This window comes from Streptomyces sp. MST-110588 (genome assembly GCF_022695595.1).
Lineage (GTDB): Bacteria > Actinomycetota > Actinomycetes > Streptomycetales > Streptomycetaceae > Streptomyces.
This window is the reverse complement of sequence record NZ_CP074380.1, coordinates 364,114-379,379: the sequence shown is the minus strand read 5'-3', so window position 1 is coordinate 379,379 and position 15,266 is coordinate 364,114. Positions and strand designations below refer to the sequence as shown.

The window sequence follows — 15,266 nt, the reverse complement described above, 5'->3', positions numbered from 1 at the left end:
CCCGCACTCTTGATCCTTTTGCATGAGTCCCGAGGCTAGAGCCCCACGGCCCCGCCCCGCGAGGCAATATCACCGCAGCCGCCCCCTGTGCACGGCCGACCGGCCCGGCCCCCGCCCCGCCTCAGCGCGTCTGCTCCTGCCCCGGCCCACGCCCCAGGCGGCCGATCCCGCGGCCCTGCTGCTGCGCCGCCTTGGCGTCCCGCGCGTACATGTCCACGTACTCCTGACCCGACAGCTTCAAGATGGCGTACATGATCTCGTCGGTGACGGCCCGCAGTGCGGCGCGCTCGCCCTCCAGGCCCGCGTACCGGGAGAAGTCCATCAGCTCGCCGAAGCGGATCGTGATGCGCATGACGCGCGGCAGCCGGCGCCCCGTCGGCTGGGCCTCGAACGTGCCGATCATCGCGCACGGCACCACCGGCACCTGCGCCTTGAGGGCCAGGGTCGCCACGCCCGTACGCCCCTTGTAGAGCCGTCCGTCGTGCGAGCGGGTGCCCTCGGGATAGATCCCCAGCACCCGCCCCTTGCGCAGCACCGCCAGCCCCGAGGAGATCGCGGCCTGCGCCGCCCTGCCGCCCGACCGGTCCACCGGGATCTGCCCGGCCCCCCGGAAGAACGCCGCGGTCAGCCGCCCTTTGAGGCCGGCGCCCGTGAAGTACTCGGACTTGGCCAGGAAGGTGATCCGCCGCGGCAGGATCACCGGCATGACGAAGTGGTCGGAGAACGACAGATGGTTGCCCGCGATGATCACGGGGCCTTCCTGCGGTACGTTCTCCAGTCCCTCGATCCGGGGCCGGAAGATCAGCCTCAACAACGGCCCCAGGAAGACGTACTTGAGCAACAGGTAGAACACGCGGGTTCTCCTCACTCTCCGGAACCGGCGCAACGAAGTGTTTTCGCAGGTCGGATGAGGTGTAGGAGAAAATAGTGTAGGAGCAGGCGCGAGCATCCGTAACCACTTGTGGCAGGACCGGTGCCGACGCGGTGGGCAGGCTGCCGCGAGCCGGCTTCAAGGGGAGGCGGCGGTGATGCCGCGGATCAGGTCGGCGGCCTTCTCGGCGATCATGATGGTGGGGGCGTTGGTGTTGCCCCGTACGAGAGTCGGCATGACCGAGGCGTCGGCCACCCGCAGACCGCTCACCCCGTGCACCCGCAGACCGGGGTCGACGACCGGGCCGATGGCGCAGGTGCCCGCCGGGTGGTAGAGCGTGTGCATCTCGCTCCGGGCGAAGTCCAGGAGGTCCTCCTCGCTGTCCGAGCGCGGCATGTGGAGGTCCGAGCGCCGGTGTTCCCGCAGGGCGGGGCGGCCCGCGATGTCCAGCAGCACCCGCAGCGCCCGGACCGCCGCCGCCCGGTCCCGCTCCGTGGAGAGGTAGTTGTGCAGGATGCGCGGTTTGGCGGTGGGCAGGGCGGAGCGCAGGGAGACCTTGCCGCGGCTGGTGGCGTCCAGGAGGACCGCGCCGTGATGGAAGGCGTGTGCCGTCGCGGCGCCCAGCCCTTCCTCGTGGAACATCGCGGGCAGCGCGTGGATCTGTACGTCCGGCGCGTCCAGACCGTCCAGCGTCCGTACGAAGCCGCCGGCCTCGCCCACGTTCGAGGTGAGCGGCCCGCGTCCCTCGGACTCCAGCAGCGCGACATTGCGCTCGGTCTGCGCGCTCAGCAGCGTCTCGGTGTCGGTGAAATGGATCAGGGGCAGGTGCCCGTGGTCCTGGAGGTTCTCGCCGACGGGGAGGTCGACGCGGGGCGTGATGCCCAGGGGCGCCAGCTCCGTGGCGATGCCGATCCCCGAAAGCATCAGCAGTTGCGGGGAGTTGTAGGCGCCGGCGGCGAGCACGATCTCCCGTTCGGCCCGTAGCTCCAGCACCTCTGCGTACCGTTCGGCTTCGACCGCGACGGCCCGTTCGCCCTCGAAGAGCAGCCGGGTGCACTGCGCGCCGGTGAGCACCGTCAGGTTCGGCCGCTCCATGGCGGGGCGCAGATACGCCAGGGCCGTGCTGCACCGCAGCCCGTCGCGCTGGGTGAGTTCGTAGTAGCCGAAACCGTCCTGCTCGGGGCCGTTGAAGTCCGGGTTGAACCGGTGGCCCGCCTCCTGCGCCGCCGTCACGTACGCGTCCATGAGCGGGCTGCGGGAACGTCCCGGGCTGACGGTGAGCGGGCCGCCGGCCGCATGCCAGTCGGACGGCCCGGTGTGGTGGTCCTCGGCGCGCAGGAAGTAGGGGAGGACCTCCTCCCAGCTCCAGCCCTTGGCGCCGGCGCGCGACCAGGCGTCGTAGTCCCGGCGGTTGCCGCGGATGTAGATCATCGCGTTCATGGACGAGGAGCCGCCGAGCGTCCGGCCGCGCGGGAGGTAGCAGCGGCGGCTGCCCAGTTCCGGCTCGGGTTCCGAGGTGTAGTCCCAGTCGTACTTGGTACGGAACAGCTTCCCGAACGCCACCGGTGTACGGATCTCCGGGGCATCGTCGGGCGGACCGGCCTCCAGCAGCAGGACACGTACGCCGGGGTCCTCACTCAGCCGCGCGGCCAGTACGCACCCGGCCGAACCCGCTCCGACCACCACGTAGTCGGCGTCGAGGGTCTCGTCGGCACGGGCCTGGATCCGGTCACGCTGCATGGGCTTCCCCTCCCTGGTGGGCCACCATCATGGACGTGCCCGCGTCCGCGCCGCCGCCCCGGCGGCGATGTTCGGCCACCGTGGGACCGCGAGGCGGTGGAGGCGTGGCAGGCGGCGCGAGGGATCGGTACAGGCTGGAGACGCGAGGGATCAGTACAGGCTGGAGAAGAGTACGGCGATCATCTGGGCCGGCTCGTCGGTGTCGTTGCGGAAGGTGTGCGGATGGCCGGCGGACCACTGGATGCAGTCCCCGGCGCGCAGCAGATGGTCCACCCCGTTGTACCGGGCCACCAGCGTGCCCCGGGTGACCGTGATCAGGTCGGACCCCTCGTGCTGGAGGTCTTCGGTGAGCCCGCTGTGCGGCGCGAAGTCGCCGGTGACCACCTGGTACCCGAGCTCCGGTGAGCGCAGCACCCGGTAGACGACGCCGGGCGCCCGGTCGAGCGTCTCCTGCTTCTCCCGGGGAAAGACCGAGGGGGTGGCCCGCCCCCGCGAGAACCCCAGGAACGACCCGACGTCGTGGTCGAACACCTTGGCGAGGCGGCCGAGCCGCTCCAGCGCGATGTCGGTCTCCCCCCGCTCCAGAGCGGCCAGGAAGGACACGGACAGCCCGCACTCCGCCGCCACCTGACGCAGCGACATGCCCCGGTGCGTACGCAGCCGGCGCAGCACCTCGCCGGGCGGCGGAAAGCCGAGTTCCGGATCCCGTGGGGCGGCGGTACGGGCGGAGGAGTCCGGTTCAGCCATGCCCGCATCTTAGACGCAGCCTTCCGCCCCTCCCGTCTCTCCCGTGTCGGCCCGTATCACCGATCACTCTCGCACCGAACGATATTCTGCTCTACAGTGCTTTTTATCGCACAGCGCGACACGGTGCGGCACGACTCGGCGCGGCATCGCCGTGCGTGCACGAGGGAGTGAGGGAGTGATGCCTGAGTGAGGGAGTCATCGACGAGGAGCCCGGCCCCCGGTCCGGTCCCGCGTACGGTCACGGGTTCGCGTCCGGGCGCGGGCGTGGCGGCCGGTCCGCCCGGTGCCGCCGTACGGCCCACGGCGCGGGGGCCGATCTGGCCGTACGGATCGCCCTCGTGGTGGTCTGGAGCTCCGGCTTCATCTCCGGCACGCTCGGCCTGCGCCACTCGGCGCCCTACACCTTCGCGACGCTGCGTTTCGCCGTCGCCGGCCTGGTGCTGCTGGCCGTCGCGGCGGTCCGCCGTGAGCGGCTGCCCCGCGGGCGCCGACTGCTGCACCTGGCCGTCGCCGGCGTACTCGTCCAAGCGGTGCAGTTCTCCAGCATCTACGTCGGCATGGACCTCGGTGTGCCCTCCGGGCTGGCGGCGCTGATCATCGCCCTCTACCCGCTCACCGCCTCGCTGCTGGCCGTACCGGTGCTCCATGAACGCATCCGTGCGGGCCAGTACCTGGGGCTGGTCCTGGGGCTCGGCGGGGTGGCCCTGGCGGTCACGGAAGGAGGCCGGCTGTCCGGCGGCCATCTGCTCGGGCTGGGCTTCGTCGCGCTGGGACTGCTGGGCATCTCGGTCGGCACCGTCTACCAGAAGCGGTTCTGCGGACCGATGGAGCCGGTGAGCGGCAACGCCGTCCAACTGCTGGCCGCCGTCCCGGTGGTGCTCCTCCCGGCGCTCTTCGCCGAGGGCTGGGACGTCCACCCCACCGCCTCGTACTGGCCCGTGCTGCTGTGGAGCGCGCTGGTCAACTCCATCGTCGGCGTCGGCCTGCTCCACCACCTCCTGCGGCGCCACGGAACCAGTCAGGTCAGCAGCCTCTTCTACCTCGTCCCGATGGGTACGGCCGCACTCGGCGCGGTGCTGCTCGGGCAGCACCTGGGGCCGCTGACTCTCGGCGGACTTCTGCTGGCCACGGCCGGCACGCTCCTGGCCAACCGTGTCCGCCGCTGAAAGCCGCCCGTACTCCCCGACGAGCGTCCTGCCAGGAAATCCCCGCCAGCCGATTTCCCGCCAAGCAATTTCCCGTCAATCAAGTTCCCGTCAAGAAGTTCCCGGTCACGGAAAGCGAGACTCACATCCCATGAGCGACAGCCCCAACATCGCTGTCATCAACTACGGTCCGAGGCACGATTACGCCGCCATGCTCCCGGAGCTTGCCGACCGGCTCCAGGTGTTCAGTCACCATGAGCTGAAGAACACCGAGGGCCTGGCCCACTACGAATACGTCGAGAACTGCGAGTCCGTACCGTACGCGGAATGGATGATCCGCCGACTGGCGCGGGAGAAGCCGTTCACCCACCTGATCACGGACAACGAATACGACCTCGAACGGGCCGCCCGTATGCGGGAGGACTTCGGGATTCCCGGTCAGTCGGCTGCCAGTGCCACCTCCTTCCGCGACAAGGTGGTCATGAAGGAGGTCGCCGGCCGCACCGTCCGCACGGCCCGGTTCGCGCGCCTGGAGACGTTCGTGGACCTGACGGACTTCATAGAGGAGTGCGCGTACCCGGTCGTCGTCAAACCGGTCAAGCAGGGCGGTTCACGTGATATCTGCGTCCTTGGGAGCGAGGAGGATCTGCGCGCGTTCAGCCGCCGGGCCTGGCGTGAGGACCTCATGGTCGAGGAATTCATCGAGGGCCCGATGTATCACGTCGACGCGGTGCTGGGTGAGGGCTATCGGTTCGTGGCCGCCTCCCGCTATCTGCGCAGTTGTCTCGGTGTCTTCTCCGGGGAGAACAGCGGATCCGTCCAGCTCCGCCCGGAGGATCCGTTCGCCCGTCGGCTGGAGGACTTCTTCGACCGCGTACTGGAAGCGTTCGAGACCCCGGATGTCAGCGCGTACCACCTGGAGGTCTTTCACACCCCCGACGACGAACTGGTGCTGTGCGAAATCGCCTCGCGCGTCGGCGGCGACCGCATTCCGGCCCTCACCCGCGCCACGTACGGCGTGGACCTGCACACCGCCGTCATGCGCCAGTTGTGCGGCCTGCCCGTCGACCCGCCGCCGAGCACCCCGCCGGCCGAGGTGCACGGCTCGGTCTCCGTCCTGCCGCAGGGCCGTCCGGTGCGGGCACCCGGCAGGCCGCCGTTCCCCTGGGTGCGGCACTACGAGGTCAACGAGGAACTGGCGCCGGGCGCGGTGACCCAGCACAGCGCGTCCTACCTGTGCTTCGTCATCGTGCGCGGCGCCGACACCGCGGAGGTGGAGCGGCGACTGCTGACGACGGAGGCATGGCTGATGGAAAACCTGGAGGACCTGGAGAACCTGGAGGAGACCTTGGAAGAGACCCCGGCCAGTCACTGAGCCGTCACCGGGCCATCACCGGGCCGTCACTGAGCCGGGGCGCACATCTCCTTGTCGGACGGGTCGACCAGGCCGCCCACCACGCGCAGGGCGAGCCGCACCGCGTGCGTCAGCTCGGCACACAGCTCCCGGGCCTGTGCCGCCTCCGCTCCCGGCGGCCGTCCCACGGCATGCGGACGTGCGAGCTGGCCGTCCAGCTCCGCGACGGCACGGGCGACACGGCCGAGCGCTTCCACGGCCTCCGACCGCGTCGCCCGCCGGGTGGTCAACTGCCGCCGCAGTACGTCCACATGGGCCCAGCCCGCATCGAGCCGGCGCCGGGCGGCCGGGGTGACGCGGCCCCGCAGGGCGTCGTCGGCACACAGCCGGCGCAGCCGGATCAGCGCCTTGCGCATGTCCCACAACCGCGCCCACAACTGCGGCAGTTGGACGCCGGGCTGCCCGCCGGACCGGCCGTCGCACGGGCCGCCGGGCTGACCGCCGGCCGGGCCGACCATCTCCCAGTCGTCCTCCTCCGCACCCCCCGCGGTCCCGGCGGCGGGGGCGCCCGGCCGTACGGGGGACCGGGGCCGCAGCAGGGCGCCGGCGAAGATGCGGGCGCGCCCGGCGTCGATGTCCAGCCCCTCCTCCAACGTCTCCAGGATTCCCGCCTCGGCCGCGGCCAGAAGGGCGTCGAACGCTTCGTCGCCGCCGTCCGCCTTCCCGGGGAACAGGTCGTCCGTGGAGCCCATCACCGTCCACCTCCCCTTATCGCACCGTCCGCCGGACCCAGTGCGCGTCTGACCGCGGCGCGGGCGCGGGAGAGGTTCTGCCGCACCGCCTCGCGGGTCATGCCCAGTTCCACGGCGATCTCGGCGTGGGCGAAGCCGTCCAGATGCCAGGCCAGCACCTGGCGCTGCTGCATGGGCAACGCGCCCAGGACCTTCAGGACGTCCCGCTCCTGGTCCTTGAGCATCGCCCGCTCCAGCGGGCACCAGCCGCCCGGCGCGTCCGGCACCTGCCCGACCGGCGTCTCCAGACGGCCGGGCTGGCGCAGGTACTGCCGTACGGCGACCTTCCGCAGCCAGGCGGCCGGCCGCTCGATCGTCTCCCACTTGGGGAACGCCACGGTGAAGGCCGTCTGGGCGGCGTCCGCCGCCTCCAGCGGGTCCGCGCCGTGCCGCATCACGAACCGCGTCAGCCGGGCCATGTTCTGCGCGTAGTACTGGGCGAAGTCCACCCGCACCGCGCTGTTGGAGTCAGGACCCGCCGAGCACGGGGGCCGGCACGGCGCCGGCACCGTGAGGGCACCTGTCCGGTCATCCACCGACCTCACCGCCTTGCGCCCGGCCGACGATGCCCTGATGAGGCCGGTCGCCGATCTCCAGGACGACCTCCGGCTCGCCGGCGCGGCGCAGCCGCACCCGGCTGCCGGGCGGAAGGTGTCGTACCCGCTCGCTGATTCCCTGCTGGGCCACTCGGGTCAGTTCCACCCGGGTACGTCCGACGATCCACAGATGCAGCAGGCGCGCGCCATAGGCGCAGACCGTTCCCACCACCCCTGCAAGCACTACGTCCATGACGTCCTCCGCCCTTGTACGGTGAGGTGCCAGATGCACTACTCATATAGGAGTGCACAAAGGGGAGCCGTCCGTGACACGGGCGGGGAATCCTCCGCCGGACCGTCACCGTCGCCCGCAGCGCCGCGTCAGAGCTGCCGGGCGGCCATCACCCCGGCCGTCGCCAGGGCCAGTACCACCCAGGTGAACCACAGCCAGCCGCTGCTGCCCAGGGCCACGGTGTAAGCCGTGACCAGGATCAGACCGCCTACCGTGCACGACGCCATCGTCTTGGCAGATCCGGGCATCCCCGCAACCTCCTCACGGCAGCCCGGGCGCCGATGCCACGGGCCGCGGCCTCAAGGACATGGTCCCCGGCCGCGGCCCGTACCGCCAGCTCTCTGTTGTCACCCGCTCACCGGATGGTTGTCACCTGCTCACCGGACCGTTGTCACGCGCTCACCGGACCGGTGTCGCCCGCGCACCGGATCACTGCCCGCGGGCGTTGAGCGAGGCGAGATAGGCGTTGTACGCCGCCAGCTCCTTGTCGCCGTCCCGGTCCGCGGCCCGGTCCTTGCGCTGGGCCTGCCGCGCCTCGGACTTGTACCACTGGAAGACCAGCGCGACCAGCACCACCACCGAGGGAATCTCGCTGAACGCCCAGGCGATGCCGCCCGCCGCCGACTGGTCGGCCAGCGCCTCGATGCCCAGCGAGGCCGGCGGGTTCTTGAACGTGCTGACCATCGGCTGCGCCGCCATCATCAGGGCGATGCCGAAGAACGCGTGGAAGGGCATGCCGGCGAAGAGCTCCAGCATCCGCATGACGTAACCGGGCCGGTGCGGTCCGGGGTCCACGCCCATGATCGGCCAGAAGAACACCAGGCCCACCGCCATGAAGTGCACCATCATCCCGATGTGTCCGGCCCTGGACTCCATCAGGAAGTCGAAGATCGGGGTGAAGTACAGGGCGTACAGGCTCGCGATGAACATCGGGATCGTGAACGCCGGGTGGGTGATGACCCGCATGTAGCGGCTGTGCAGCAGGGCCACCAGCCACTCCCGCGGTCCCTTGCGGCCCGGCCGGCGGCGGGCAGGGCGCGCAGCGTCAGGGTCACCGGCGCGCCGAGCAGCAGCAGGATCGGCGAGAGCATGCTGATCACCATGTGCTGCACCATGTGCACGCTGAACATGACCATGCCGTAGTCGTTGAGCTTGGTGCACATCACCAGTGCCACGGTCACGATGCCCACGACCCAGGCGACCGTCCGGCCCACCGGCCAGGAGTCGCCGCGCCGCCGCAGTCGCACCACCGCCCACCCGTACAGCATCAGCCCCGCCAGGCAGCCGATGAGGAAGACCGGGTCCCCGCCGAACTCCAGCCCCCGCCCCAGCGTGAACGGCGGAAGGTCCATGTTCATGCCGTGCCCGCTGTGATCCATCCGCTCGCTCCTGATTCGTACCAATGCTCCGGGACCAGACTAGAACCGCCCCCGGCGCGGGCCACGGCCGGGGGCGGTCGTACAGGTCATAGGGGTACGGGACAAGCGGGACGAGGGCGCACGGGGCACGGGTGTGCAGGTCGCGGGCGCCGGGAAGCCGGAGACGTTCCGTACGGATGCCTACGGACGCTTACGAATGCATACGGACGCGTACGGATGCATACGGACGCGCAGGGATGCGTACGGAACGCGCCCCGGCGGCGCGAGCGAGGTCCCGCGTACGGCTACAGCACGCACTCCGCCTCGGTGTACCGCTCGTGCGGCACCGTCTTGAGGGTCTCCACGGCCTGCGCCAGCGGCACCAGCGTGATCTCCGTACCGCGCAGCGCGGTCATCATCCCGAAGTCGCCGCGGTGCGCCGCCTCGACCGCGTGCCACCCGAAGCGGGTCGCCAGCACCCGGTCGTACGCGGTCGGTGTGCCGCCGCGCTGGACGTGCCCCAGGATCACCGCGCGCGCCTCCTTGCCCAGCCGCCGTTCGAGCTCCAGGGCGAGCTGGCGGGCGACGCCGGCGAACCGCTCGTGCCCGTAGACGTCCGTGCCGCCCTCGTCGAAGGCCATCGAGCCCTCGCGGGGCTTGGCGCCCTCGGCGACGACCACGATCGCGAACTTCTTGCCCGCCGAGAAGCGCTCCCCGACCCGCTGCGTCAGCTCCTCGATGTCGAAGGGGCGCTCGGGCACCACGATCGCGTGGGCGCCGGCCGCCATGCCGGAGTGCAGCGCGATCCACCCGGTGTGCCGCCCCATGACCTCCACGATCAGCACCCGCTGATGCGACTCGGCGGTCGTCTTGAGCCGGTCCAGGGCGTCGGTGGCCACCCCCACCGCCGTGTCGAAACCGAAGGTCACATCGGTCACGGCGATGTCGTTGTCGATCGTCTTGGGCACCCCGACGACCGGCAGTCCGGCGTCCGACAGCAGCCGGGCCGCCTTGAGGGTGCCCTCGCCGCCGATCGGGATGACCGCGTCGAGCCCCAGCTCGGCCACGTGCCCGCGGGCCCGTTCCACGCCGTCCCGCAGATGGGCGGGCTGCACCCGCGAGGAGCCCAGGATCGTACCGCCGCGCGCCAGGATGCCGCCGACCGCATCCAGGTCGAGCTTGCGGTAGTCGCACTCCAGCAGGCCCTTCCAGCCGTCGTGGAAGCCGATCACCTCATCGCCGTGGTCGGCCACGGCGCGGTGGACGACGGAGCGGATGACGGCGTTCAGCCCGGGGCAGTCGCCGCCGGAGGTGAGTACACCAATACGCATTGCTCGTAAGACCCTCTGCAACTCAACCGGACGCCCGGACCCCGTCGTCCGGTTGGAGTGCTCACCCTACAAGCGGGGGAGCGGCGGGTACACGTACGCCCGCGGTGCGAGACCGCGGGCGTACGAAAGGGGCGAATCCCCCTGGGTTCTTCTTGGACGGCGGACCGTCCCGGGCGACCGCCGGGTGTTATGCCGGCTGGGTCGCCGCGGCGATGCGTTCCTGCCGCAGCGCCTCGTACCAGCGGTCGTCGACCGGCGGCAGTGCGTTCACATCCAGGGCCAGCTTGATCAGCAGGTCCGCGATGTGCGGATTGCGCGCCATGACCGGACCGTGCATGTACGTCCCGAAAACGGTGTCCGTCCAGGCACCCTCGTACCCGTCCCCGACGCCGTTGCCCCTGCCGAAGCGCACCTTGGCGAACGGGCGGGCGGTCGGCCCCAGGTGCGTCACGCCCTGGTGGTTCTCGAAACCGGTCAGCGGCGGCAGGTTGAGCTGCGGGTCGATGTCCGCCAGGACGTCGCCCACGCACCGCTCGCCCTCGCCGCGGGTGCTCACCACGTCCAGCAGCCCCAGGCCCTGCTCGCGCTCGCCGAGGTCGTTGATGAACTCGTGCCCCAGGATCTGGTACCCGGCGCACACCGAGAAGACGATCGCGCCGTTGGCGACCGCGCGGTTCAGGCCGCCGTCGCGGCGCAGCCGCTCGGCCGCCAGCCGCTGCGGCCGGTCCTCACCGCCACCGATCAGGTAGATGTCACCGGAGGTGGGAATCTGCTGGTCGGAGCGTACGTCCAGGCGGTGCACGTCCAGGCCGCGCTGGCGCGCCCGGCGCTCCACCACCAGGGCGTTGCCCTGGTCCCCGTACGTGCTCAGCAGGTCCGGGTACACCCACACCAGGCGCAGGCTGTTGTCACTCATCTCGCTCGTCCTTGTCCGTGCGTCGTCCGTGCGTCTCCGCGTCGCGGTGCACCGCGGTCAGTTGCCCACGCGGCGGCGCAGGTCCTGGAAGGCCGTGTAGTTGGCGATGACCTCGATACGCCCCGGAGGAGCCATCCGCACCGCCTCGTCGACGTTCTCGCACACGCGGAAGTCCAGCCCGGCGACCTCCAGGCGCACCGCGAGGTCCAGCTTGCGGTCACCGATGACGAAGATCGGGTGGCCGGCCAGCCGGGGGTAGTCCACGTCCCACAGCCAGGAGGTGTCCGTACCGTCCGCGCCGCGCGCGTTGACCGAAAGGATCACCGGCGTCGGCGGCGGGTCGATCAGCGAGAAGGTCTCCAGCCAGCCGGCCGGGTTCTTCGCCAGCAGCAGCCGCAGCTCCCGCTCCATGAAGGACACCACGTCGTAGCGGCCGGCCACCGCCTGCACCGCGTACATCCGCTCCAGTGCGACCTGCGGCGGCACGCCGAACGCCGCGGCCACCGCGGCCGAGGTCGTGGCGTTGGCCTTGTTCGCCCGGCCCGGGAGCTGGAGACGGATCGGCCAGGCCGAACCGTGCGGATCCAGTACGTGGTCCCCGGACAGCGCCCAGCTCGGCGTGGGACGGCGGAAGCCGCACTCGGCGCAGAACCAGTCCTCGCCCGGACGCTGCATCACGCCACCGCACGAGGGGCAGGACCAGGCGTCGTCCTTCCACTCCTGGCCGGCCGCGACCCACACCACATGCGGCGAGGACGAGGCCGCCCACACGATCAGCGGGTCGTCGCAGTTGGCGACGATCAGCGCCTTGGAGCCGGCCAGCCCCTCGCGCCAGTGCTCGGCCAGCATCCGGGTCTCGGCGGCCCGGTCGAGCTGGTCACGCGAGAGGTTCAGCAGCGCTATGGCCTTGGGGGTCACATCGCGTGCGACACCCGCCAGGTACTTCTCGTCCACCTCGATCACGCCGTAGCGCGCATCGGAGCCGCCCGCCAGGGCGGAGGTGATGCCCGCGGGCATGTTGGCGCCCAGCGCGTTGGAGACCACCGGGCCGCTGGCCCGCAGCGCCTCCGCGATCAGCCGCGTGGTGGTCGTCTTGCCGTTCGTGGCCGACACCAGGACCACGTCCAAGTGCCGGGCCAGCCGGGCCAGCAGGTCGGGGTCGAGCTTGAGCGCCACCCGGCCACCGATCACCGATCCGCTGCCCCGGCCCGCCGCCCGCGACACCGCCGCCGCGGCCCTGCCCGCCGTCACGGCCAGCTTGGCCCGCGCCGACAGCGGCTCCGTGTTGCCTGCCATCGTCCTTGATCCTCCTTGCATCCGGCGCCCTCCCGCCCCGTCGGCTGCCGGGGACGCCCCCTTCGCCGCCGATCACCGGCTTCGAGGCTTCGGTCGGGGATCAGCCTATCGAGATCCTGCGGCGGCCCCGAACCCCGCCACCCGTGCAGTGACATCCACCGCGACCTGCGCACAGGTCGAGGACCGTACGCTTGGGCCCATGCGAGACCGCTCCATCCCCGGCAGCTCCGGCCGCCCGCGCCCCTTGCGACTCCTCGGAGACCCGGCCCTGAACGAGCCGTGCCGTGAGGTCACCGCCTTCGACGCCACGCTCCGCGAGCTGATCCAGGACATGTTCGCGAGCATGTACGCGGCACGCGGGGTGGGCCTGGCCGCCAACCAGATCGGCGTCCCGCTGCGGGTGTTCGTCTACGACTGCCCCGACGACGAGGACCGCCGGCACCTGGGCCACCTCGTCAACCCGCGCCTGGTGGAAGCCGACGGGGTGACCGTACGGGGACCCGAGGGCTGTCTGTCGCTGCCCGGCATCGAGGCCGGCACGCCACGGTACGATCACGCCGTCGTGGAGGGCTTCGACCAGGACGGCACGCCGGTCACCGTGGCCGGCACCGGCTTCTTCGCCCGCTGCCTCCAGCACGAGTGCGACCACCTCGACGGCGGGCTGTACATCGACCGGCTGACCGGGCTGCGGCGCCGCCGGGCGCTGTGGGCCGCAGCCCGCGCGCCCTGGTCCATACGGTCCGCAAAGGTGTGAAGCCGCGCCGCGGCCCATGCCGCGGCGTCTTCGGCAGCCGGGGCCGCTCCAGGACCCGGGCCGCCCCAGAACTCGCGAGCACCTGAAACCCGGGGTCGGCCGGCTAGAATCCGGGGCCGCCCAGCCGGTCGCCGGCCGCGGCCAGCCGGCCCCACAGCAGGTCGGCCAGGTGTTGCACCAATTGCGCCCGCGAACAAGGGCGTTCACGCAGCCACCAGTCGCCGGCCGCGTGCATCATGCCGACGATCCCGTGGCCCCACACCCGCGCCAGTTCCTCGCCGCCCGGCCCCAGGTCCAGCCGCTCGCCGATGACCTTGGCCAGCTCCTCGCCGAGCCGCCGCAGCAGCGGGGCGGAGTGCCGGCCGACGTCGAATCCCTGGTCGGCGGGCTGCTCCTGCTCGGCCGGGTGCATCAGGAAGCGGTACACCTGCGGCCGGGCCTCGATCGCGGCGAGGTAGGTGTCCAGGGTCGACTCGACCCGGTCGCGGCGGGGGACCGGCGCGTCCAGCGCGGAGCGCAGGCCGTCCAGCAGGGCATCGGTGTGCCGTACGGCCAGCGCCCGGTACAGCCCGCCCTTGTCGCCGAAGTGCCGGTAGAGGATCGGCTTGGTGATCCCGGCCTCAGCGGCGATCGCGTTCATCGACGCGTCGGGCCCGTCCCGCAGCACCACCCGGTCCGCCGCCTCCAGCAACTCCCGTCGCCGCCGCTCGGTGGCCTCCTGCTGCCGGCCGCCGTGCTGCTTGCTCTCCATGCTCCACTCCCCGCCCATATTCATCCGTGACGCTTGCGCAACGTAACACCCGCACAGCGGGGCGAATTGGCGGCCCTGGGGAGTTGACATGGCTTACTGGCGGGTAACAGACTCGTGTTACCGCAAGTAACGCACTGCTGGAGGGGTCATGGCCGAGTTCACCATGGAGCTCAACGAGGAACAGCGGGAAGTCCGCGACTGGATCCACGGCTTCGCCGCGGACGTCATGCGCCCCGCGGCGGCCGAATGGGACGAGCGCGAGGAGACCCCCTGGCCCGTCATCCAGGAAGCCGCCAAGATCGGCCTGTACTCCCTGGACTTCTACGCCCAGCAGTTCTTCGACCCCACGGGCCTGGGCATCCCCATGACCATGGAGGAACTGTTCTGGGGCGACGCCGGCATCGGCCTGTCGATCGTCGGCACCGGCCTGGCCGCCGTCGGCGTCCTGGCCAACGGCACCGAGGAACAGATCGGCACCTGGATCCCGCAGATGTACGGTGACGCCGCCGACGTCGAACTCGCCGCCTTCTGCTCCTCCGAGCCCGACGCCGGCTCCGACGTCGCCGCGATGCGCACCCGCGCCGTCTACGACCAGGCCAAGGACGAATGGGTGCTCAACGGCACCAAGACCTGGGCGACCAACGGCGGCATCGCCAACGTCCACGTCGTCGTCGCGGTCGTCGACCCCGCACTCGGCTCCCGCGGGCACGCCTCCTTCATCGTCCCGCCGGGCACCCCGGGACTCACCCAGGGCCAGAAGTTCAAGAAGCACGGCATCCGCGCCTCCCACACCGCCGAGGTCGTCCTGGAAGACGTACGCGTACCCGGCCACTGCCTCCTCGGCGGCAAGGAGAAACTGGACGAGCGGCTGGCCCGGGCCCGCGAACGGATGACGAACGGCGGCGGGGCCTCCGGCAAGAACGCCGCCATGGCCACCTTCGAGGCATCCCGCCCGGCAGTCGGCGCCCAGGCCGTCGGCATCGCCCGCGCCGCCTACGAAATCGCCCTCGACTACGCCCGCACCCGCGTCCAGTTCGGCCGCCCGATCATCGACAACCAGGGCATCGCCTTCCAACTCGCCGACATGCGCACCCAGATAGACGCCGCCCGCCTCCTGGTCTGGCGCGCCTCCTGGATGGCAGCCACCAACAAGCCCTTCACCTCCGCCGAGGGCTCCATGTCCAAGCTCCACGCCGGCGAAACCGCCAAAAAGGTCACCGCCCAGGCCATGCAGATCCTCGGCGGCAACGGCTTCACCCGCGAATACCCGGTGGAACGCATGCACCGCGACGCGGCCATCTACACCATCTTCGAAGGCACCAGCGAAATCCAGCGCCTGGTCATCGCCCGTACGATCTCCGGCGTTCCGATCCGCTAGGGCCGG

The 15,266-nt window shown here is 71.1% G+C and carries 15 protein-coding genes and 1 pseudogene; 4 read left to right on the top strand and 12 right to left on the bottom strand.

The window, feature by feature from the left end; all coding sequences use genetic code 11:
* Nucleotides 1–121: 121 nt before the first annotated feature.
* The 3 genes from KGS77_RS01670 to KGS77_RS01660 all read right to left on the bottom strand — a co-directional run bounded on the left by KGS77_RS01670 (nucleotide 122) and on the right by KGS77_RS01660 (nucleotide 3,358).
* Nucleotides 122–853 carry a lysophospholipid acyltransferase family protein gene (locus tag KGS77_RS01670; RefSeq protein WP_242578338.1) on the bottom strand — a complete coding sequence of 244 codons (732 nt, stop codon included), beginning with the start codon at nucleotides 851–853 and terminating at the stop codon, nucleotides 122–124.
* A gap of 156 nt (nucleotides 854–1,009) precedes the next feature.
* Nucleotides 1,010–2,611 carry an FAD-dependent oxidoreductase gene (locus tag KGS77_RS01665; protein ID WP_242578337.1) on the bottom strand — a complete coding sequence of 534 codons (1,602 nt, stop codon included), beginning with the start codon at nucleotides 2,609–2,611 and terminating at the stop codon, nucleotides 1,010–1,012.
* 150 nt (nucleotides 2,612–2,761) lie between these two features.
* A complete protein-coding gene (locus KGS77_RS01660; protein WP_242578336.1) occupies nucleotides 2,762–3,358 on the bottom strand; it encodes an XRE family transcriptional regulator in 597 nt (198 codons plus the stop codon).
* A 338-nt stretch (nucleotides 3,359–3,696) separates the two neighbouring features.
* Here KGS77_RS01660 and KGS77_RS01655 point away from each other — a divergent pair, with 338 nt between their 5' ends.
* Nucleotides 3,697–4,524 (top strand): DMT family transporter, encoded by an 828-nt coding sequence (locus KGS77_RS01655; protein WP_242578335.1) that lies wholly within the window; start codon nucleotides 3,697–3,699, stop codon nucleotides 4,522–4,524.
* Between the two features lie 130 nt (nucleotides 4,525–4,654).
* Nucleotides 4,655–5,878, top strand: a complete 1,224-nt coding sequence (locus KGS77_RS01650) for a hypothetical protein (RefSeq protein WP_242578334.1) — start codon at nucleotides 4,655–4,657, stop codon at nucleotides 5,876–5,878.
* Between the two features lie 26 nt (nucleotides 5,879–5,904).
* Here the strand turns inward: KGS77_RS01650 and KGS77_RS01645 are convergent, their stop codons facing one another.
* From KGS77_RS01645 to KGS77_RS01610, 8 genes and pseudogenes are all read right to left on the bottom strand, one after another.
* The gene (locus KGS77_RS01645; protein WP_242578333.1) at nucleotides 5,905–6,609 is read right to left on the bottom strand and encodes a hypothetical protein; all 705 of its coding nucleotides are present in this window, start codon (nucleotides 6,607–6,609) and stop codon (nucleotides 5,905–5,907) included.
* Entirely contained in the window at nucleotides 6,609–7,097 is a 489-nt protein-coding gene (locus KGS77_RS01640) for a sigma-70 family RNA polymerase sigma factor (protein WP_242578332.1), read from the bottom strand. Before KGS77_RS01640 ends, KGS77_RS01645 begins: the two co-directional genes overlap by 1 nt.
* Before the next feature lie 79 nt (nucleotides 7,098–7,176).
* Nucleotides 7,177–7,437 (bottom strand): hypothetical protein, encoded by a 261-nt coding sequence (locus KGS77_RS01635; protein WP_242578331.1) that lies wholly within the window; start codon nucleotides 7,435–7,437, stop codon nucleotides 7,177–7,179.
* Between the two features lie 128 nt (nucleotides 7,438–7,565).
* The gene (locus KGS77_RS01630; protein ID WP_242578330.1) at nucleotides 7,566–7,724 is read right to left on the bottom strand and encodes a hypothetical protein; all 159 of its coding nucleotides are present in this window, start codon (nucleotides 7,722–7,724) and stop codon (nucleotides 7,566–7,568) included.
* A gap of 181 nt (nucleotides 7,725–7,905) precedes the next feature.
* Nucleotides 7,906–8,855: pseudogene (locus tag KGS77_RS01625) on the bottom strand (cytochrome c oxidase assembly protein).
* Nucleotides 8,856–9,139: 284 nt separating this feature from the next.
* Nucleotides 9,140–10,165, bottom strand: coding sequence for a 6-phosphofructokinase (locus KGS77_RS01620; protein ID WP_242578329.1), 1,026 nt, complete (start codon nucleotides 10,163–10,165; stop codon nucleotides 9,140–9,142).
* Nucleotides 10,166–10,352: 187 nt separating this feature from the next.
* Nucleotides 10,353–11,081, bottom strand: a complete 729-nt coding sequence (locus KGS77_RS01615; RefSeq protein WP_242578328.1) for a glutamine amidotransferase — start codon at nucleotides 11,079–11,081, stop codon at nucleotides 10,353–10,355.
* Nucleotides 11,082–11,138: 57 nt separating this feature from the next.
* Nucleotides 11,139–12,377, bottom strand: a complete 1,239-nt coding sequence (locus tag KGS77_RS01610) for a MurT ligase domain-containing protein (RefSeq protein ID WP_242578327.1) — start codon at nucleotides 12,375–12,377, stop codon at nucleotides 11,139–11,141.
* A 199-nt stretch (nucleotides 12,378–12,576) separates the two neighbouring features.
* Between KGS77_RS01610 and def the strand changes: the two genes are divergently transcribed.
* On the top strand, nucleotides 12,577–13,131 hold the full coding sequence (def, locus tag KGS77_RS01605) for a peptide deformylase (RefSeq protein WP_242578326.1): 555 nt from the start codon (nucleotides 12,577–12,579) through the stop codon (nucleotides 13,129–13,131).
* 103 nt (nucleotides 13,132–13,234) lie between these two features.
* Here the strand turns inward: def and KGS77_RS01600 are convergent, their stop codons facing one another.
* Nucleotides 13,235–13,882, bottom strand: a complete 648-nt coding sequence (locus KGS77_RS01600; RefSeq protein WP_242578325.1) for a TetR family transcriptional regulator — start codon at nucleotides 13,880–13,882, stop codon at nucleotides 13,235–13,237.
* 148 nt (nucleotides 13,883–14,030) lie between these two features.
* Here KGS77_RS01600 and KGS77_RS01595 point away from each other — a divergent pair, with 148 nt between their 5' ends.
* Entirely contained in the window at nucleotides 14,031–15,260 is a 1,230-nt protein-coding gene (locus KGS77_RS01595) for an acyl-CoA dehydrogenase family protein (RefSeq protein ID WP_242578324.1), read from the top strand.
* Nucleotides 15,261–15,266 lie beyond the last annotated feature (6 nt).